We start from the raw sequence: 17771 nt of genomic DNA, 5'->3' as shown, positions 1-17771 counted from the left end.
GTAGATTGACTCGGACATCCGCGCCGCCCGAAACTTGTAAACGGTCAGGAGTGGCGCCACAACATATTTATGAATTCAGAGGAGTACCTATTGCTGACGACCTTACCAAAGCTGAACGCCCTGGTTTGTCGGATAACCCATATTTTCTGAGGATGGTACTTGCTGCTGATACGAAATTTATCGCTGAATCTTCGCTCGCTCCCAAGGTCGTGTTGATGAGCGTGTTGCGTAGAGCAAATAGCCGATAAAGAAGGTCAAACTCATCGACGTCCAAAAGTGCGCGCCGCTTAAGATCTAGAAGCGTTGTCATTACAGAGCGATAGGGATCGATTCCTGCATGCTCAGCTAGGGATCTCATTGTGTCCTCTACCATGGTCCAAACCTTCAAAATTACAAGACGAGGGCTTAGACGTTGGCTTCCCAAAATTTCCATCAATTGGTCTTCAGCATCTTTCGCCGAGGTCCAATCCCCTTTCTCTTTTTGGGTCGTCGTATCGGTGTGATCGTTAACGGTTGATTGTGTAGCGCTCGCATTGCTTGCCGCATTCCCGTGAGGCATCGTTGATTTTGGTCGGAGATGATCAACATCTACTATCGCCGCAGCGAACTCTCGCACCTCTAAAGTTTTCTTTTCAAACATCTCGGCTTCAACTGGACCGAGCTTCAATTTCTTCATGCCATGAACGATCAGGCGTAGTTCAGCTTTGAATTTAAAAGCTAATAGGGCAATGACAACTGGCCACGCTAGTGCGTTGGTCATGTCAGATACAAATTTTAAAATTTCCAAGCTAACAACCGTCAATAAGTTTCATGGTTTGTGTTTCGCTATAGATATTGGGCGGCTCTTTTAACACTGGAGTCGTAATGCTGGAAATGAGGATGCTGTTTATTGCCAAACGAGGTATCAAGAACCTGCACCGCATTGGTATAGAGCGCGTCATATGAGATTTTGTTAGCCAGTCCTACGGTCTTGATACGTGAGGAAATGAATTTCAGTACAGCGGAGGCTAGGAAGTGACCTCGTACCCACGCGGAAGTAGGTTTGCCAGCTTTTTTTGCTTGCTTTGCTGCACTTTGAAGCATCTCATCGGAGATAGTTTGAGAGATCTTCTTGATGTGATCTTTTAGCTTCTCCGCGTCTAATTCGGGAGAATTTGCATTCTTTGCAAAGCGAGTAAAACTCTCCCCCGTGACTAAAACTCCGCAGTCATACAGGAAGTTTGCGGCATCGTAAGTGGTCAAGGCGGTTACTCCTTCATGAAACGCCCGCATCCAATTTGAGCATTCCTCATTGTGATTTGCTGCTTTACCTTTGCACCACAGCTTCACAATCTGTGAAACTGCCGCATCGGTGTAAAGCGTGTTTTCTATCGAATAGCCATATGTGTAGATAACGCGGGGATCTTTGCTGTGTTGTTCAGCACACACCAAGAAATCAGCATCTCGAGCGGCAATGGCACGGATGTCTTCCTCAATGATGCGTTTGATGTGTCGATCTAGCGCAGGTGCTCCTCCTACTGACTGGGCCACGACCTTCACAGCCACACATTTTTCAAAAATCGTTGCCCAAAATAATTCATCGTCGTCACCTTCAACGTATACAAGAGTGTCGCAACGATAGAACTTATTAATGGTGTTAAGTGCTTCTGCGGAGTATTCCAAATCAGCCATGGAGGATGTCCTCCATGTCGATTATGTTTTTGGAAAACTTAGCTGCTATCTCCGGGGAATGAGTCGCTACGATTACTTGAGCGTTGGGATTTAGCTTCGTGATTGCGGAAATGATCTGTCTCTGCCAAGAGATATGCAAGGAAAGTTCAGGTTCATCCGCTAAGAATATGTATGGCTGCTGCTTTTGAAGCAGCGCTTCGATGAACAGAATGAGGAGCTGCTTTTCTCCCGATGAGAGTTTTGACAGCGGGATCGACTCGACACCTTTAATAACCAGTTCTCCGCCGTCAAATTGAAAAATCTTGTTCGATACAAAAGTTGCTAGTGTGGTCAGGAATTGGTTTACTTGAGAGAAAACCTCTTCTGTTCTTTTTTCTGCCTCCAGAGACATCTTGATGACCTGACCAGTTCGCGCTCGGGCTTCAAGAGGGGAAAAATCAAGATCACTCTTTAGCCCTTTTACGGCCTTGATGGTGCTACTTACTGCCGCGATGTGCTCCTGGATACGGCTTGTGATGTCGGGACTACTTAGGCCGAGTTGCTTATATGCGGATATGAGGCTTTGTCGTTCCTGACTCTCGACGAAGTCCAATGAGTAAGCTGTTTGAGGTGTTTTAGCCGTGTAGAGAAGAGAGACGAGAACGTTTTTCTGCAATTCTGCCGAAATGCCCCTCGCTTCAACGGCAAGTTCAAACTGATACTGAGTCAGCCGCTGCATCAACTCCTGCAACCGAGAATCCACTGGAGATTGAACTCGGCGCGCCCGATCTCGAGGGTCAGAGTCCGGATCTTGCCTAAATCGGTATACGGAAAGAGAAGCTAAAAAAACAAGGTGGCTAAGTATTTCGCGAATTCGGATTGACTCTTCAATCGCTCGTCGCCTGTGGCTCATTGGTGCTGAGCGCTGTTCATCACCGCTGATTAGCGGCAGCACATACTTGGTTTGGGATATGTAGTAAGTCAGAACAGGGAAGGGTGAGGTCTCCGTTTCTACTTTTGTTGCTCGTATGGTTCGCGATTTTTTCCCATCGGAAAGGGTGATTCTCACTTCGGAGAAGTCGTTTTCGTAGAGACCATCTGGATCGACACTTAGGACGGCATGCAGAATGTTCATGAACGTGGTTTTCCCCGTTCCATTCTTGCCAATAATGATGTTCACATGCTCGTTGAACGCACTATCTGCGTTGAACTGGCCCCAGAATCCCTTTATCGATATGCCCTCGATTTTGAACATTTCCGCCCCCTTTGATTCTCTTGTAGCCTTTTAACATATTAAAAGCGAGAGGATTTCGGGAAAAAGAAGTGCTCATCTTCCGATCCACATGAGCATTACGAATCGCGCGCCCCCGCCCGCAACTTATCCTTCTTGCTAGGCCGCTTCCCCTTGATTCCACCCGTCTCCGCAGGGTCCGCCGGATTCACCACCGCGACCTCCAGCCGCTCAAACCCCACCACCTGCTCACGCGCCACCTTGATGCCCAGGCGCTTTTCGATCAGCTTGAAGTGCGCCTCTGTCGCCGCACTCACAAAACTCACGGCAACGCCCGATTCACCAGCACGGCCGGTGCGGCCTATGCGGTGGGTGTAGTCGGTCACTGAGCGCGGCAGGTCGTAGTTCACCACCACGGGCATCTGCGCAATGTCGATGCCGCGTGCGGCGACATCTGTGGCCACCACCACTTGCACGGCCTTGATCTTGAAGTCTTGCAGCACCTGGGTGCGTTTGCCCTGGCTGAGTTCGCCGTGGAAAGGTTCGGCTTCGATGTCGACTTTGCGCAGCTTGTCGGCCACGATTTCGGCGGCGTGTTTGGTGGCGACGAAGACGAGCACGCGTTCCCATTTTTCGGTTTGCACCAGGTGACGCAGCAGCTGGGTGCGGCGGGGGGCGTCGACTTCAATCGCGCGCTGGGTGATGTCGGGCACGGCTTGCACGACGGCCTCCACCTCAATGCGCTGCGGGTTGTGCAGCAGGCTGGCGGCCAGCGCTTCAATGGCGGGCGGGAAGGTGGCTGAGAAAAACAGGGTCTGGCGTTTGGCCGGCAGCAGGGCGAGGATGCGGTTCAGCTCTTCGCCAAAGCCCAGGTCCAGCAGGCGGTCGGCTTCGTCGAGCACCAGGGTGCCGGTGTTGCCCAGCGTCAAGGCATTGTGGTCAACCAGGTCAAGCAGGCGGCCGGGCGTGGCGACCACGATGTCGGCGCCGCCGCGCAGGTTCATCATCTGCGGGTTGATGGAGACGCCGCCAAACACGATGGCTACCTTGATCCGCTTCGGTAGGTATTTGGCAAAACTCACAATCGCTTCACCAACTTGAGCTGCGAGTTCGCGTGTGGGCACGAGGATGAGGGCGCGCACGGGCCTGTGCTGGCCAGTGGCAACGGCTTGTGAATTGACCAGCTGTTGCAGCAGCGGCAGCGAAAAAGCCGCCGTCTTGCCGGAACCCGTCTGGGCCGAGCCGAGCACGTCGCGCCCTTCAAGAATGGCCGGAATGGCGGCGGACTGGATGGGGGTGGGCGCGGTGTAGCCTTTTTCCTCCAGGGCGCGCAGCAGCAGCGGCAAAAGCGAGGGCGTGAAACCGAGTGAGCTAAAGGGCATGGGGAAAGTGTGAAGGAGAGAAGAGGGAGAGGGCCGGGCGCAGGGCGCGTGCGGTGGGGCGGTGCGCTGCCGTCTGAAGCCCCAAGTTTAAGCCTCGGGCCTTCTTCAAGGCTGTATTTGGGTGGCGGGTGTTCGCCGCATTGCCTTCCGTATCTACCCGGCCCCAAGAGGATGCTATGAAAAATATAGCTGCTCGCGCACGTCCCTATTGGGTTGCAGCCACTATTTTCTTAAGAATGTGGGCCTGATTGCTGTGCAGGCGCCAGAAACAGCAGCGCGCAGGCCGATGCCCCCAGTGCGCACAGCACGCAGCCCAGTACCACCCAGCGAAACGCGGCCACCAGCATCTCAGGCGAAGCGGCCTGCAGCGGCCCGCCCAGGCTGGCGGCAAACACCACGCCCAGCACCGCCACCGCCAGCAGGCCGGCCACGCGCGCCACCGCGTTGTTGATGCCGGAGGCGATGCCCGCGTGGGTGGAAGGCACGGCGTTCATCACCGTGGTGGTGAGCGGCGCCACGGCAATCGTCATGCCCAGGCCCATCACCACCATGGCCGGAAAGAAACCCGCCCAATAAGACCAACCCACGCCGGGCAGGGCCAGCAGTGCAAAGCCCGCAGCCGCCACGGCTGGGCCGGCCATCAGCATGCGCCGCGCGCCGAAGCGTTCCGTGAATTTGGCGGTAGCGGGCGACAAGAAGCCTAGCAGCAGCGACAGCGGCAGCAGCGTGGCGCCTGCGGCGGTGGCGGAATATTTAAAGGCGCCAATCAGCACAAAAGGCAAAAAGAACAGCGCACCGCTGAGTGCAAAGTACAGCAGCAGCGTCAGCAAATTGGTGCCCACAAAGTCGCGCGACTTGAAAAGGCCCAGCGGCATCATGGGCGCACGGGTGCGTGCCTGCGCGTACACAAACGCCACCAGAAGGGCCACGCCCACTGCAAACGGGCCCAGCACGCTGGCGGCCTGCCAGCCGCGCTCGGGCGCCAGCGTGAGGCCGTAAGTCAGCGCGCCCAGGCCGCTGGCCACCAGCAGCACCCCTAGCCAGTCGAGCTGCTGCGGCGCCTCGGGGTCGCGGCTGTCGGGCACGGCGTACAGCGCCAGCCACACGGTGGCCACCGCCATGGGCACATTCAGAAAGAAGATGGACCGCCACGACACGGCATCGACCAGCCAGCCGCCCAGCACGGGGCCGGCCGCGCCGGTAATCGCGGCCCAGGCGGCCCAGGTGCCAATCGCCTTGCCGCGCGCTTCGCCCTCAAACACATTGCCGATGATGGCCAGGCTGGCCGGCACCAGCAGCGCCGCGCCCACGCCCTGCACGGCGCGCGCGGCAATCAACGCCAGCGGGCCAGGCGCAAAACCGCAGGCCACTGAGGCAGCCGTAAAAATGGCGATGCCCAGGATGAAGATCTTGCGGCGGCCAAACCTGTCGCCCAGCGAGCCGCCCACCAGCACCAGAGAGCCCAGCGCCAGCAGGTAAGCGTTGATGACCCACTGCATCGCGGCCAGCCCGCTGGCCGAGTCACCGGCCAGGTCACGCTGGATGGCGGGCAGGGCGATGTTGACGACCGAGCCGTCGATAAACGCCATGGAAGAGCCCAGCACCGTGGCCGCCAGCGCCAGCTTGGGGTGCGCCGTTTTGCCGCAGTCGCCACCCTGGGCGCGGATGATGCCTTCGTCACAAGGGGCGTGCGGGTTGGCGGGCATGGGGTCTCCTGCAATAACTGATGGGGAGGTGAATCGTTGATTTGACAAATTGTCTGACAATAGATAATATTTCCAGATGACGACGCACCTCGCGCAGCCACCCATGCCCCATCCTGCCAGTTCCCTGCCGTCAAAGGCAAGCAGGCCGGCTGATGCCCAACTCCTGCTGCTGGACAAACACGCGGTCGAGTCCCTGCTGCTGCCCGCCGATGTCCTTGCGGCCACGCGCGAAGCCTTTGTGCTCCACAGCCAGGGGGAGGGCCGCGTGTTCTCCCTGGTGCGTGAAAGGCTGGCCACCGGCGGCGTGTTCGGCATCAAGTCGGGCGACGTGGGTGCGCAGTCTCTGCTGGGCTTCAAGGCAGCCGGTTTCTGGCCCGGCAACCTTGCGCGGGGCGCCGACGCCCACCAGGCCACCATCATGCTGCTCGACCCCGCCACAGGCCGGCCGACCTGCCTGATTGACGGCAACGCCGTCACCACCGAGCGCACCGGCGCCGCGGGTGGCCTGGGCCTGGAACTGGCGCGGCAGGACAGCCGCACGGTGTGCGTCTTCGGCACCGGCGTGCAGGCGCAGGCGCAACTGCGCTATGCCCTTCGCCAGTTGCCCGGGCTGCGCCAGGTGTTTTACGCCACGGCCGATGGTTGCCCGAAAGCCTCGTTTGAAGCGATGTTTGCGGGTGGCCCGTGCGCCACCTCGCATGCGGCAGACGTGAATGCCGCCGTGGCCCAAAGCGATGTGGTGATCGCGGCCACCACCGGCAAGGGCCCGTTGTTCGAGCTGGCTGCTCTCCGGCCCGGCACCCACATCAATGCCGTGGGCAGCGACACCAAAGGCAAACGCGAGCTGCCCGAAGGCCTGCTCGCCAGGGCACGCGTGTTTGTGGACGACGCCGCCCAATCGCGCAGCATAGGCGAGCTGCAATGGGCGCCCGAAACCGCCTGCACTGAAATCGGCGATGTACTGTCGGGCAAGGCGGCCTTTGTGCGCGGCGCCGGCGACATCACCGTGTTCGACATGACCGGCATCGCCCTGCAAGACCTCACGGTCGCCCGCTTGCTGGAGCAGCGCGCGCGCCTTGCCGGCAAGGGCCAAAGCATTGCCTGGCCCTGGTAACAGTTTGACGCCCTTACGTTCTGGAGATTCCCTTGACCGCCAACCAGCCCAACCCCCTGGCCACACTCGACACGCCCGCCGCGTTGATTGACCTGCCGCGCATGCAGCGCAACATCGCGCGCATGCAGCAACGCATGAACGCGCTGGGCGTTCGCTTCCGGCCGCACGTCAAAACCAGCAAATGCACACCCGTCGCGCGTGCGCAGGTGGCCGCGGGTGCGCAGGGCATTACCGTGTCCACACTCAAGGAAGCCGCGCAATTCCATGCCGACGGTTTCACCGACATCCTCTACGCGGTCGGCATGGTCGCCACCAAGCTGCCGCAGGCGCTGGCCCTGCGGCGCCAGGGCTGTGATCTGAAAATCATCACCGACAGCGTGGCGTCGGCCGCCGCCATTGCGGCCTTTGGCCGTGAACACGGTGAAAAGTTTGAAGTCTGGATAGAAATCGACAGCGACGGCCATCGCTCCGGCATCAAGCCCGGCGAGGCTGCCTTGCTGGACGTTGCCCGCACGCTGCACGAAGGCGGCATGCAGCTGGGCGGCGTGATGACACACGCCGGTTCGAGCTATGACCTCAACACCCCCGAAGCGCTGGTGGCGATGGCCGAGCAGGAGCGCGCCGCCTGTGTGGAAGCTGCCGAACGCGTGCGCGCCGCGGGCTTTCCGTGCGCTGTTGTCAGCGTGGGCTCCACGCCGACGGCGCTGTCAGCTGCGCAGCTCCAAGGCGTCACGGAAGTGCGCGCCGGTGTGTATGTGTTTTTTGACCTGGTGATGCACAACATCGGCGTGTGCGGGGCAGACGACATCGCGCTCAGCGTGCTGACCACGGTGATCGGGCACCAGCCCGAAAAAGGCTGGGCGATTGTGGACGCGGGCTGGATGGCCATGAGCCGCGACCGCGGCACGCAAAAGCAGCAGCATGACTTTGGCTACGGCCAGGTGTGCCGCACGGATGGCACGGTATTGCCGGGGTATGTCCTCAGCGGTGCCAACCAGGAGCACGGCATCCTGTCGCATGAAGGCGCGCCCGACACCGACATTGCCGCGCGCTTTCCCATCGGCACACAGCTGCGCATCTTGCCCAACCACGCCTGCGCTACTGGCGCGCAGTATCCGGAATATCACGCGCTGGCGGAAGACGGTGCGCTGGCGACCTGGAGCCGATTGCACGGCTGGTGATCTCTGGCTTCCATGTGGCCGGATGCTATTAAAAGCATAGCTGCTCGCGCAATCATCTATTGGGCTTCAGGCCTTTTTTTCTTGAGAATTCCTTGAGCTGACTCACTTGCACATGCTGTAGCCGCCGGTCTCCAGGTGGAAGTGGTCCTTATGCGCGGCGTTGTAGTCGGGGCCCAGCACACCCTTGAAGTATTTGCAGGCCCCTTTGTGGGCGTCGCGCAGCAGCAGCGCCTCGGGCCCGGGCGGCGCAGCGTCGTCTTCGTCGGGCCAGTGTTTCAGCACCGTGACGCGCTTGCCGCTGGCCAGTGTGAAGGCAGAAATGTCCAGCGCATTGGCGGTGGCATGGCGGCTGCGGGCACGGGCCGGTGCATTGGGCGGCGCGCCTTCGCCGCCGCCGTTGATGTTGCGGCAGGCATAGCTGCCCAGGTGGTCAATGCCCGCCACGCGCTGGCCAAAATGCAGCTGCGCGGCTGGCTGCAGCGCATTTCTTTCCCACATGAAGAACGACAGCGCCATGGGGCAACTGAGCGGCAGGGCCGCGCCTATGCGCACCGGCGCCGCGCGCAGCCGCACCGCATTGCTGAACCCGCAGCCGTCGCCCGTGCTGCGGTCGGGCAATTCGTCGTACTGCATGCCGGTGCTTGCCAGCGCGGCCAGGCAACGAGCAGGGTCGTTGCGGGCACGTGACAGTTTGTAAAAGGTCAGCATGTTGGGCGGCGCCGTCACTTCCAGTGGCGCCCACGGGTTGATGTGCGTGGGAATCTGCAGGGCGCCGCTGTAAACCCCGTACGCCGCCGTGAGCAGGCCGCTCCATGCGGCCAGCCATACCCAGCGGCCCCAGCGCAGCCGCCTGGCAGGCACTGCGTCGGGCGGAAGGCCGGAGTCTGGGGGAAGGGGCATGGCGTTCGTTGATAAGCGGGGGTGCAGCCATGAGCGTACAGGCCTGCTAGCCCAAGATGGCCGGATTTGTTCTCTTGCGCCGAAATCCCGACTGCTGCAGGAGGATTCGACATGCAATTCGTCGTTTAATGGCATCGTCTGACTGATGCCAAAGCCCACGCGCACAAGCTGCGGGCAACAGGCTTAACGGAGTATTTTGATGGCCGACGACACAACCCACACCCCAGCCCAATCCCCGCTGGCTGCCGACACCAGCCGGCACCACCAGATGTTTCCGGTGCTCAGCGCCGCTGAAATTGCACGCATCCAGCGCTTCGGCAAGGTGTTGCAGTTCAAGAAAGGCGAGAGGCTGTTTGCCGCCGGCGAGCCCGGCCCCGGCATGTTTGTGCTGCTCAAGGGTTCGGTCACCATCACCCAGCGCGACGGCCTGGGCCATGTGGTGCCCATCGTCAACCAGGGGCCGGGCCAGTTTCTGGCCGAGGTTGGCCAGCTGTCTGGCCAGAACGCGCTGGTGGATGGCCATGCCGAAGAAGATGTCGAAACCCTGCTGGTGCCGCCCGGCCAGTTGCGCGCGCTCATCATTGCCGAAGCCGACCTGGGCGAACGGCTGGTGCGCGCGCTGATTTTGCGGCGCGTGGCCTTGATAGAAGCCGGCGCCAGCGGCCCGGTGCTGATCGGCCAGCCCAACTCGGCCGGTGTGGTGCGCCTGCAAAGCTTTTTGAACCGCAACGGCGAGCCCAACCATGTGGTGGATATCGCCCAGGACGCAGGCGCCGCCGCACTGATGGAGCAATACGGTGTGGCCGCGGGTGATGTGCTGGCGGTGTGCCCGGATGGTTCGGTGCTGGTGAACCCCGACGAGAACCAGCTCGCGCGCTGTATCGGCATGGTCGACACGGAAGAACACGACGAGCTGTTTGACGTGATCGTGGTCGGTGCCGGGCCCGCCGGGCTGGCCACGGCGGTGTACGCCGCATCGGAAGGCCTGCATGTGCTGGTGCTCGACTGCCGCGCCTACGGCGGGCAGGCCGGCGCCAGCGCGCGCATTGAGAACTACCTGGGTTTCCCTACCGGCATTTCGGGCCAGGCGCTGGCTGGCCGTGCGTATGTGCAGGCACAAAAGTTTGGTGTGGAAATGCTGATCCCCGCGCAGGCCCAGTCGCTGGACTGCGCCCACAAGGCCATCAAGGGCGAGTTGCAGGTGAAGCTGACTGACGGCCGCAAGCTGCGCGCCAAGACCGTGGTGGTGGCGAGCGGTGCCCGCTACCGCCGGCCCGAAGTCCCGCGCCTGGAAGAATTTGAAGGCCGCGGTGTCTGGTATTGGGCTTCTGCGCTGGAAGCAAAAATGTGCAGCCAGACCGACGTGGTGCTGGTGGGCGGCGGCAATTCGGCCGGCCAGGCGGCGGTGTTTTTGTCGCAGCATGCGGCCAAGGTCAACATGCTGGTGCGCGGCCCCAGCCTGGCCGCCAGCATGTCGCGCTACCTCATAGACCGCATTGAAGCCGCACCCAACATCGAACTGCTGCCGCACACCGAGGTGGTGAAGCTGCACGGCGATGATGATGGCGACGGCAATGGCGGCACAGGCCTTTCCGGTGTGACATGGCGAAACCGCAAGAGCGGCACCGAACACGCGGCGGATGTGCGCAACGTGTTCCTGTTTGTCGGCGCCGATCCCGAAACCAGCTGGCTGACAAGTTGCGGCGCAGCCATTGATGCACACGGTTTTGTCCGCACCGGGGAGGCCGTGACCTGCAAGCACTCCGACTACAAACCCGCTCCGCTGGAAACGAACATTCCGGGCCTTTTTGCCATTGGCGATGTGCGCAGCGGCTCCGTCAAGCGCGTGGGCGGCGCGATAGGCGAGGGCGCTGCGGTAGTGGCCATGATCCACCAGCACCTGGCGGCGATGGAGCGTACGGCTGTTGCTGCCTGACGAAATTCTGGAGATTCACATGCGCATCAAACCCTGCACCCACGTTCCTGCCGAGATGCACTCACCCAATGCAAGGGGCTGTGAAGAATGCCTGAAGATGGGCGACACCTGGATGCATCTGCGGCTCTGTGTGCACTCCGGCCATATCGGTTGCTGCGACGACTCAAAAAACAAACACGCCAGCAAACACCATGCAGCCACAGGGCATGCGGTGATCCAGTCATTCGAACCCGGAGAAAGCTGGATGTGGTGTTATGAACACCAGTTGCAGGTGGGCTAGGGCGCAGCTATTTCGTGTAACTAAAGTCGTAAACAAGAGTTCTAATGAGCGCTGCGACAGGTGGTCACATCCGCGGAAAATGGCTGCTACCGTTTTCCAGAGAAGATGATTTTTTAGCTGAGCGACCTAATTGCGTTGACGTGAACGGGTGGAAATCTGGCATTGGTCAGTCATGATGGCGCCGGGTTTGTCGCTATATTTAATGGAGCAGGAAAGTCATATGGAGCGGGCAATGGAAGCAGGTTTTGTGGGTGGAGTTGCCACGTTATATCGCACCCATATGCGGTATAAATTGCGTTATGCGTCATGATCAAACATATGGGTCAGATGAATCACCTTGGAGGCATCTGCTATGAAACGCCTAATGGCTATCGCTGCAACATTGTTGCTTTTCGCGTCCCATGTGCTTGCGCAGGAAGTCCGCCTTGAACCAACGCAAAACCCGGACGCGCCTTACCGGTTGTTCGGCACCAAAAATGTATTCACTCTCTTGAAGCTGGACACGCGCGACGGGAGAATCTGGCAAGTGCAATGGGGAGATAAGGATCACAGATTCATTGAGCCGCTGAATCCTGACCCACTTGCCTCTGTCGGAAAGGCCGGGCGTTTCACTCTGTACCCTACGAGCAATATCTACACCTTCATTCTTCTCGATCAGGAAGCGGGCAATACTTGGCATGTTCAGTGGGGTAAAGCGGCCGATCGATTCACACTGCCCATCAAAGACATAGGCAAGGAATGACAACGCAATTCCTCAAGCATCGGCTCGCACACTGCGCGATGACGCATAACCCGTCATTGCAGCGAACTGCCTCCGGCAGCCGCTGAACTCCAACGTTAAACGCTGTCAACTGACCGCATGACCACCATCGCCGAACACTACGCAAACCACCTCAGCCCAATCTACGTTTGGATGGCTGGCGGTTCTGAGGCAGCGCTGCAGGCTGGTACCGCCGAGATTGAAGCGTTGAACCTACCGCTCACCCACGGGGCCGTCGTTCTCGATCTTGGTGCAGGCTTTGGCATGCATTCCATCCCACTCGCGCAAAGAGGCGCGCGAGTAACGTCAATCGACACTTCGGCTGAACTTCTGCGTTCGCTTGCGGAACTTGGTGGCAACCTGCCTATTCAGGCGGTCAACGATGACTTGCTGGCATTTCAAAGCCACATTACAGAAGCGCCGTCCGCGATCCTGTGCATGGGAGACACGATCACCCATTTGCCTGAACTCAGTGCCGTCGAGAGCCTCATTGAAAGGGCTTCCGTCGAACTGTCGCCCGGTGGCATGTTCGTAGTCTCGTTCCGAGACTACTCGCTTCCTCTCATCGGAGACCAGCGCTTCATCCACGTAAGGAGCGACGACACTCGCATCCTTACCTGCTTCCTTGAGTATGAGCCCGAGACTGTCATAGTCCACGACATTCTTCACCAGCGCACACCGGAAGGTTGGCAAGCTCGGGTCAGTAACTACCGAAAGCTCCGGTTGTCACCTGAGCACTTAGTCGCTAGCCTCCAGTCAAACGGGTTCAACGTCCGTCGCGAGGCTGGAATGAGAGGCATGGTTCGCCTTGTCGCACAAAGCGTCTAACCCTTCCTTCAAGCGGGCGTGCCTACGGCGCGCCGCTTAAGTCAAACGTTGAGCGTCTCCCCCGTTCTGCAGCATCTGCGAGTTCTCCAATGGCCATAGAAAACATTCTCTTCGATGCCGACGGCGTTCTCCAGTACCCGACGAGAGGCTGGCACGCTGCCCTCAAGTCCCTGCTTGAACTCGAAAATGAGATGCAAGCTGAAGCACTTGTGAACGACATACTGGAAGCCGAAACCGAGGTTCTCGAATCAACAACGGGCTTCGTGGAACGACTTGAAGAGAAACTAGCCAAGTGGAAACGCGCTGCCATGGTTTCGGAAACACTGAATGCACTTCACGCTATCGAAGTGCACGCCGATGTCATGCAAACAGTTCAAGCTCTGCGCCGCGCCGGCTTTGGGTGCCACGTGGCAAGCAACCAGCAATCCCTTCGCGCGAAGCACATGTCTGAAACTCTGGACTACCAGTCCTTGTTCGACGGTGAGTTCTACTCGTGCTTCCTGGGTGCAGCCAAGCCGAAGCCTGAATTCTTTGAGAAAACGATTGCAAAACTTGGCTGCCATGCAAGCAATGTGTTGTTTCTGGACGATCGAGCCGAAAATGTTGAAGCTGCGAAACGCGCGGGCCTGAATGCTGTGGTTTTCTTCGGAATAGACGGCGCACTTTCGCTTCAGCGTCAATTAGCTGGCTTCGGCGTGTTCGTAGATCATGGATCCCAGTGATCCAGACGTCCAACCCTTCAATCGAGAGGATATGCTCCGGCAAGCCGGGTCACGCCTCTCATCGCAAACGTTGAGGCCGTAAAAAAACCTCTCTGTCTGCCAATTTCCGCCAGCCGCAGCGTGACCAGTCCTAACCGGCTGCTGGTGTCTTTGCTTCGCGTGCACCAAGCCGCGCGCAGATCGGTATGTTTACGACTTTAATTGCTCGGAATAGCAGCGGGCGGTGGCGCCGCCTTGGTGGTCTTGGTGAACTCCGTCGTGGCCACCATCACCGGGCTGGATTTCGGGCTGCGCTGCCAGTGCTCATCGGCCGCTTTTTCCACCGCGTCCTTGTCGTAAACGCCTTTCGAGAGGTCAGCCCAGACATGCACATAGGCCCGGCACCAGGCGTCGTGTGCCTCATTGACCTTTTCTTCGGAAAGCTCCGGGGTGGGGCCTGGAGCTGGCTCGGATTCTGTGACCATGCAGCCATCCTAGCGGCCTACGGCCGGCGAGTCCACTGCCGACGAGCGGCCCTAACTGCCTATTTTTTGACGATTTTCTCAGTGACAGGAAGCTGGGTGTCGGCGTCTTCAATCCATACCGAAGAGGACTCTTTCTTGAGCTCACCTTTCACCACGTACTTTCCATTGGGTTGTGGCGTGAAATCCACCACGCCTTCAACCGAAAAGAAGGTTCCTGCCATCTGGCTCGCGATGGCTTGTATGGGTGCTGCCGTGGTGTGGCTGGCGCGCAGGGAGACTTTCATTGGTTTTGCCGGAACTTGCCTTTCGACGATTGACGTGGTCAATGCGAAGCCCCGTCCGTGGCTGGCGCTGGCGCTTGCCCCGAAGCTGTTTGCAATGCGGTTGCCATCCACGCCATCAAGCACGAAAAGCTGCGCCTTGCTGCCGTCTTCTGCAAAGCCGCTGTCAGCGACGGTTGCGACGGGGCCGGTATAGCCTTCCGGGACAGGCTTGTAATTAGCGCATCCGGAAAGTACGACAAGGAGAAGGGCAGGTGCGATGAGTTTAAGTTTCATGTTATGAATTTTAATGGTGCGCGGACTACGCTTGATTCTAGTTGCCGTGATTCGCGTCGCGGTGCAAACGGAGCGGATTAAAAGCCGCTCGTTGTTTGCCTTGGAAAAATACCTATTTCACACAACCTATGGTTTGAAGCGCAGCCCTGACATCCGCCGGCCCCCGCACATGGACCGCCTGCAGCCCGGCGGCCCTTGCGCCTTCGACGTTGTCGGGATGGTCGTCAAAGAACAGGATGGCGTTCAGGGGGACGCCCATCGCGTCAGCGACGTATTCAAAGGCCCGGCGCTCGGGCTTGCGATAACCTATTTCAGACGACACAAAAATTCGCTCGAATGACTGCGCCAGGCGGGGGTAGAGCGCTGTCCACGCCACCTGGTGCGCGGCGTTCGTGTTGGAAAAAACGTAGCACGGAAGATGGGCACGGGCTTCCTGCACCAGGCTGAAAGTCTCGGTGATTTCGCCGCCGAAAATGGCGTTCCATCCTTCGGCGATGCGCACCGGATCATCCTGCAACTCCAGGTTCGCGGCCAGGTGCGCGAAGTATTGCGCTGCCGTGATTTCACCGCGTTCATGCTGCTGATAAGGCAGATCGGCGCTGAAGGTGGCTTTCAGTTCTTCAAGGGACAAGCGGGAAATCGGCTGCCAGTACTCAAGCACGCGGTTGAAATCGACATCGATCAGCACGCCGCCGAGATCAAACAGCAGGGCCTGGATTTTGTGTGTAGTCATGGGATGGATGATTTGTATTTTTGGTATGCGCTACGCTTCAATCGCCGGCTGACCACTGGGGGTTCCATACCGCCTCCCATAGATGCCGATCTGGATCCTGGAAATAGCCAGCGTAGCCGCCCCAGGCGGTGTCATGTGCTTCCTGGGTGATCACGGCGCCCGCTTTTTTGGCCTGCGCCATGACGGCATCAACTTCTGCTTTCGAAGAGACGTTATGGCCCAGTGTGAATTCGGTTGCGCTGGCATTCTCCAGCGGAACACCCGAATCATGGGAAATACTTTTGCGCGGCCAGAGGGCAAGCTTCAGGCCCGCCTGCAAGTCGAAGAATGCCACGGCGCCATGTTCAAACTCGGCTCCCACAATGCCTTCGGTCTGAAGGCCAAGGCCATCGCGGTAGAAGCGAAGCGATCTTTCCAGATCATCAACGCCGACAGTGATGACCGTAATCCGTGGCTTCATGGGAACTCCTTATATTGGGTTGATGTGTCTCAAACATGCGCCCCTGATATCAAGGCTTGCCAGGCGTATGAAGTCTATTCCTGGCGATAAATACTGTCCCCGTGCGGTGCTGCCATGAACTCAGGCAGTTGCTCAGCCCGGGCAGAGAATTCACACAGGGCCGGGTAGTCGGCGGCGTTTACCACCTCTGGAATCATGGCTTGCGTGAAGTGCCAGGTAATGCCCACGGTCACACCGTCCTGACCCATGGTGCCGCTGGTCGCAGCCAGCGGTTTGCGCTGGAGTTCTGATTCCAGCTCGCCATAGGCCGCCAGCAACTGGCCCGTCACGCGTGATACCCAGGGCTGGTGCAACTTTTCAGCGGGGCGCAGGTTGCGTTCATAGATGATTTGCACGCTTTTTTCACAGGCGGCCATGGCCAGGCCAATCACGCGCAGCGCCTGCTGGCGTTCGGCGATGGCCGCCGGCATCAGGCTTTTGGGTGGCGCCTGCTGGGCGGCCAGCGCCTCGGCGTAGTCGATGATCAAGGTGGAGTCCATCAGCACCGTGCCGTCGTCACACACAAGGGAGGGCGCTTTGACAACCGGGTTGATCTGCCGGAATTTTTCGAAGGTGCTGAACACCGAGATCGACTGGTGTTCAAAGCGCAGGCCGAGGAGTTGCAGGGAAATGGCTACGCGGCGAACGTAGGGCGAGTCGAGCATTCCTATGAGTTGCATGGGGGCTCCGGCAGAACTGGTGGTAATGGGAGCCGCTATGTTAAAGCCATGGAGCCGGCGTCGCTGATGCGTCAAAAATCGCAGCTACCGCAGTCCAGGTCAATGCAGTCGGTCGGACTGCAAGAGTCGCCGCATGAATTCTCGTCCTTCTTTTTTTTCGGGTCTTGTTCCGGGGCTGCCGCTGCGGCGATCGCAGCGGCCAGCAGGACTGCATAGGCATTGCGGCACCGTTGCAGTTGGCGGGGCAGCGCGCGAAACAAGGCAATCACGCCATACCGCAGCACGATCTTGCGGGCAAACTCGGAGCACGAGGAATGCCCCGTATGTGCGCGATGGGCGCAGCAATAGCCTTTGTGGGGCGAGACATACCGCTGGTAACCACTGATGGAACCGGCTGCGATGTAGCGAAGCATGACGTCCTCCCGGGGCGGCATTGTCGTGGACCATGCCAAACTTTTTTTGTATGAGCGGCCCATCTCAGGGAGACAGGTTGCGAGCCGATTCTATGAAATGCGGATCCTGCGCGCAATGCGCCGTGAAGGTGTGGGCGAGGCTCTTGAATTTTTCAACCTGCCAGGCGAACTCCCCTTCAAAAGCCGATGGGTCAGTGACTGCATAGCCGCCATAACCATAGACAGCCGCATATGCCGCGTAGCCTGCAGCTTCCAGGGCACGGCCGGCAAGGGCATTGGCCACGGCATAGGTGGCCGAAACCGCTGCGTGGGCCGAGCCATCAATGGAGTTGGAGCCCCTGTGGCTATTGGCAACCGCTGCAATTTCTTGTGCCGCCTGCGCCAGGGCGGGGCGGTCTGATTTTCCTTCGACGAAAGACCGAAGGACCGCCAGGCAACGGATGGCTTCCGGGTTTTCGAGCAGGTGTTCTGCGCGTTGTGCGCAGGCCAGCCCAAAGGCAAGGCGAAGCGGTTCATGCTGCGGTTCGCTAACGTTGATCGCAGCTGCCAGACGTGAAAGTTCCTCGTTCATGAAACATCTCCCGGGAGAAGCTATCGTAGCGCCTCCCGCAGGCCTGGCGGTGAAAGGTTATGGAAAGTCGCAGCCGGTGGCCGACAACGCCACTGAAGAAGGGCGTGCGCGTAAACGCCGGGTGGACGTGGTGATCACACTCAAGGGCAAGCAGCCCGGGTCGC

At 59.1% G+C, this 17771-nt stretch carries 20 protein-coding genes; 7 read left to right on the top strand and 13 right to left on the bottom strand.

Features of this window, described 5'->3' with window-relative positions; all coding sequences use genetic code 11:
• Window positions 1-67: 67 nt before the first annotated feature.
• The 5 genes from AC1DU8_RS11040 to AC1DU8_RS11020 all read right to left on the bottom strand — a co-directional run bounded on the left by AC1DU8_RS11040 (window position 68) and on the right by AC1DU8_RS11020 (window position 5969).
• Window positions 68-760, bottom strand: a complete 693-nt coding sequence (locus AC1DU8_RS11040; protein WP_477726740.1) for a hypothetical protein — start codon at window positions 758-760, stop codon at window positions 68-70.
• A gap of 65 nt (window positions 761-825) precedes the next feature.
• The gene (locus tag AC1DU8_RS11035) at window positions 826-1671 is read right to left on the bottom strand and encodes a DUF4435 domain-containing protein (protein WP_477726739.1); all 846 of its coding nucleotides are present in this window, start codon (window positions 1669-1671) and stop codon (window positions 826-828) included.
• Window positions 1664-2905: an AAA family ATPase gene (locus tag AC1DU8_RS11030; RefSeq protein ID WP_477726738.1), complete on the bottom strand. Its 1242-nt coding sequence runs from the start codon at window positions 2903-2905 to the stop codon at window positions 1664-1666. Before AC1DU8_RS11030 ends, AC1DU8_RS11035 begins: the two co-directional genes overlap by 8 nt.
• A gap of 95 nt (window positions 2906-3000) precedes the next feature.
• Window positions 3001-4263, bottom strand: a complete 1263-nt coding sequence (locus AC1DU8_RS11025; RefSeq protein WP_477726737.1) for a DEAD/DEAH box helicase — start codon at window positions 4261-4263, stop codon at window positions 3001-3003.
• 230 nt (window positions 4264-4493) lie between these two features.
• Window positions 4494-5969: an MFS transporter gene (locus tag AC1DU8_RS11020; RefSeq protein WP_477726736.1), complete on the bottom strand. Its 1476-nt coding sequence runs from the start codon at window positions 5967-5969 to the stop codon at window positions 4494-4496.
• A gap of 103 nt (window positions 5970-6072) precedes the next feature.
• On the opposite strand from AC1DU8_RS11020, the gene AC1DU8_RS11015 reads away from it, so the two are divergent.
• Together AC1DU8_RS11015 and AC1DU8_RS11010 are read left to right on the top strand one after the other, a co-directional pair.
• Window positions 6073-7083 carry an ornithine cyclodeaminase family protein gene (locus AC1DU8_RS11015; RefSeq protein WP_477727046.1) on the top strand — a complete coding sequence of 337 codons (1011 nt, stop codon included), beginning with the start codon at window positions 6073-6075 and terminating at the stop codon, window positions 7081-7083.
• Window positions 7084-7115: 32 nt separating this feature from the next.
• Window positions 7116-8264 (top strand): DSD1 family PLP-dependent enzyme, encoded by a 1149-nt coding sequence (locus AC1DU8_RS11010; protein ID WP_477726735.1) that lies wholly within the window; start codon window positions 7116-7118, stop codon window positions 8262-8264.
• A gap of 102 nt (window positions 8265-8366) precedes the next feature.
• Here AC1DU8_RS11010 and AC1DU8_RS11005 read toward each other — a convergent pair whose 3' ends face one another.
• Window positions 8367-9164 (bottom strand): extensin-like domain-containing protein, encoded by a 798-nt coding sequence (locus tag AC1DU8_RS11005; RefSeq protein WP_477726734.1) that lies wholly within the window; start codon window positions 9162-9164, stop codon window positions 8367-8369.
• A gap of 199 nt (window positions 9165-9363) precedes the next feature.
• Between AC1DU8_RS11005 and AC1DU8_RS11000 the strand changes: the two genes are divergently transcribed.
• The 5 genes from AC1DU8_RS11000 to AC1DU8_RS10980 all read left to right on the top strand — a co-directional run bounded on the left by AC1DU8_RS11000 (window position 9364) and on the right by AC1DU8_RS10980 (window position 13690).
• Entirely contained in the window at window positions 9364-11100 is a 1737-nt protein-coding gene (locus AC1DU8_RS11000; RefSeq protein WP_477726733.1) for an FAD-dependent oxidoreductase, read from the top strand.
• A 19-nt stretch (window positions 11101-11119) separates the two neighbouring features.
• Window positions 11120-11380 carry a UBP-type zinc finger domain-containing protein gene (locus AC1DU8_RS10995; RefSeq protein ID WP_477726732.1) on the top strand — a complete coding sequence of 87 codons (261 nt, stop codon included), beginning with the start codon at window positions 11120-11122 and terminating at the stop codon, window positions 11378-11380.
• A 352-nt stretch (window positions 11381-11732) separates the two neighbouring features.
• Entirely contained in the window at window positions 11733-12122 is a 390-nt protein-coding gene (locus AC1DU8_RS10990; protein ID WP_477689080.1) for a hypothetical protein, read from the top strand.
• Between the two features lie 117 nt (window positions 12123-12239).
• Entirely contained in the window at window positions 12240-12968 is a 729-nt protein-coding gene (locus AC1DU8_RS10985; protein ID WP_477689081.1) for a class I SAM-dependent methyltransferase, read from the top strand.
• 89 nt (window positions 12969-13057) lie between these two features.
• On the top strand, window positions 13058-13690 hold the full coding sequence (locus AC1DU8_RS10980) for an HAD-IA family hydrolase (protein ID WP_477689082.1): 633 nt from the start codon (window positions 13058-13060) through the stop codon (window positions 13688-13690).
• Window positions 13691-13887: 197 nt separating this feature from the next.
• Here AC1DU8_RS10980 and AC1DU8_RS10975 read toward each other — a convergent pair whose 3' ends face one another.
• From AC1DU8_RS10975 to AC1DU8_RS10945, 7 genes are all read right to left on the bottom strand, one after another.
• Window positions 13888-14154 (bottom strand): hypothetical protein, encoded by a 267-nt coding sequence (locus AC1DU8_RS10975; RefSeq protein ID WP_477702908.1) that lies wholly within the window; start codon window positions 14152-14154, stop codon window positions 13888-13890.
• Between the two features lie 59 nt (window positions 14155-14213).
• Window positions 14214-14711, bottom strand: a complete 498-nt coding sequence (locus tag AC1DU8_RS10970) for a hypothetical protein (protein ID WP_477667294.1) — start codon at window positions 14709-14711, stop codon at window positions 14214-14216.
• 112 nt (window positions 14712-14823) lie between these two features.
• Window positions 14824-15444: an HAD family hydrolase gene (locus AC1DU8_RS10965; RefSeq protein WP_457278557.1), complete on the bottom strand. Its 621-nt coding sequence runs from the start codon at window positions 15442-15444 to the stop codon at window positions 14824-14826.
• Between the two features lie 37 nt (window positions 15445-15481).
• A complete protein-coding gene (locus AC1DU8_RS10960) occupies window positions 15482-15904 on the bottom strand; it encodes a VOC family protein (RefSeq protein ID WP_477667295.1) in 423 nt (140 codons plus the stop codon).
• A 74-nt stretch (window positions 15905-15978) separates the two neighbouring features.
• Window positions 15979-16623, bottom strand: coding sequence for a glutathione S-transferase (locus tag AC1DU8_RS10955; protein ID WP_457278555.1), 645 nt, complete (start codon window positions 16621-16623; stop codon window positions 15979-15981).
• A 71-nt stretch (window positions 16624-16694) separates the two neighbouring features.
• Window positions 16695-17036, bottom strand: a complete 342-nt coding sequence (yidD, locus tag AC1DU8_RS10950) for a membrane protein insertion efficiency factor YidD (RefSeq protein WP_457278554.1) — start codon at window positions 17034-17036, stop codon at window positions 16695-16697.
• A gap of 64 nt (window positions 17037-17100) precedes the next feature.
• Window positions 17101-17607, bottom strand: coding sequence for a putative immunity protein (locus AC1DU8_RS10945; RefSeq protein WP_457278553.1), 507 nt, complete (start codon window positions 17605-17607; stop codon window positions 17101-17103).
• Window positions 17608-17771: the final 164 nt, after the last annotated feature.

This window comes from Polaromonas sp. P3_A5 (genome assembly GCF_056403055.1).
Note: the sequence above shows the minus strand (reverse complement) of the source record. Positions and strands in the feature narration are given on the sequence as shown.

Excerpts from the sequence above, each read along its gene's own strand:
- AC1DU8_RS11040 (WP_477726740.1), bottom strand. The coding sequence starts at position 760 with ATGACCAACGCACTAGCGTGGCCAGTTGTCATTGCCCTATTAGCTTTT.
- AC1DU8_RS11035 (WP_477726739.1), bottom strand. The coding sequence starts at position 1,671 with ATGGCTGATTTGGAATACTCCGCAGAAGCACTTAACACCATTAATAAG.
- AC1DU8_RS11030 (WP_477726738.1), bottom strand. The coding sequence starts at position 2,905 with ATGTTCAAAATCGAGGGCATATCGATAAAGGGATTCTGGGGCCAGTTC.
- AC1DU8_RS11025 (WP_477726737.1), bottom strand. The coding sequence starts at position 4,263 with ATGCCCTTTAGCTCACTCGGTTTCACGCCCTCGCTTTTGCCGCTGCTG.
- AC1DU8_RS11020 (WP_477726736.1), bottom strand. The coding sequence starts at position 5,969 with ATGCCCGCCAACCCGCACGCCCCTTGTGACGAAGGCATCATCCGCGCC.
- AC1DU8_RS11015 (WP_477727046.1), top strand. The coding sequence starts at position 6,073 with ATGCCCCATCCTGCCAGTTCCCTGCCGTCAAAGGCAAGCAGGCCGGCT.
- AC1DU8_RS11005 (WP_477726734.1), bottom strand. The coding sequence starts at position 9,164 with ATGCCCCTTCCCCCAGACTCCGGCCTTCCGCCCGACGCAGTGCCTGCC.
- AC1DU8_RS11000 (WP_477726733.1), top strand. The coding sequence starts at position 9,364 with ATGGCCGACGACACAACCCACACCCCAGCCCAATCCCCGCTGGCTGCC.
- AC1DU8_RS10995 (WP_477726732.1), top strand. The coding sequence starts at position 11,120 with ATGCGCATCAAACCCTGCACCCACGTTCCTGCCGAGATGCACTCACCC.
- AC1DU8_RS10990 (WP_477689080.1), top strand. The coding sequence starts at position 11,733 with ATGAAACGCCTAATGGCTATCGCTGCAACATTGTTGCTTTTCGCGTCC.
- AC1DU8_RS10985 (WP_477689081.1), top strand. The coding sequence starts at position 12,240 with ATGACCACCATCGCCGAACACTACGCAAACCACCTCAGCCCAATCTAC.
- AC1DU8_RS10980 (WP_477689082.1), top strand. The coding sequence starts at position 13,058 with ATGGCCATAGAAAACATTCTCTTCGATGCCGACGGCGTTCTCCAGTAC.
- AC1DU8_RS10975 (WP_477702908.1), bottom strand. The coding sequence starts at position 14,154 with ATGGTCACAGAATCCGAGCCAGCTCCAGGCCCCACCCCGGAGCTTTCC.
- AC1DU8_RS10970 (WP_477667294.1), bottom strand. The coding sequence starts at position 14,711 with ATGAAACTTAAACTCATCGCACCTGCCCTTCTCCTTGTCGTACTTTCC.
- AC1DU8_RS10965 (WP_457278557.1), bottom strand. The coding sequence starts at position 15,444 with ATGACTACACACAAAATCCAGGCCCTGCTGTTTGATCTCGGCGGCGTG.
- AC1DU8_RS10960 (WP_477667295.1), bottom strand. The coding sequence starts at position 15,904 with ATGAAGCCACGGATTACGGTCATCACTGTCGGCGTTGATGATCTGGAA.
- AC1DU8_RS10955 (WP_457278555.1), bottom strand. The coding sequence starts at position 16,623 with ATGCAACTCATAGGAATGCTCGACTCGCCCTACGTTCGCCGCGTAGCC.
- yidD (WP_457278554.1), bottom strand. The coding sequence starts at position 17,036 with ATGCTTCGCTACATCGCAGCCGGTTCCATCAGTGGTTACCAGCGGTAT.
- AC1DU8_RS10945 (WP_457278553.1), bottom strand. The coding sequence starts at position 17,607 with ATGAACGAGGAACTTTCACGTCTGGCAGCTGCGATCAACGTTAGCGAA.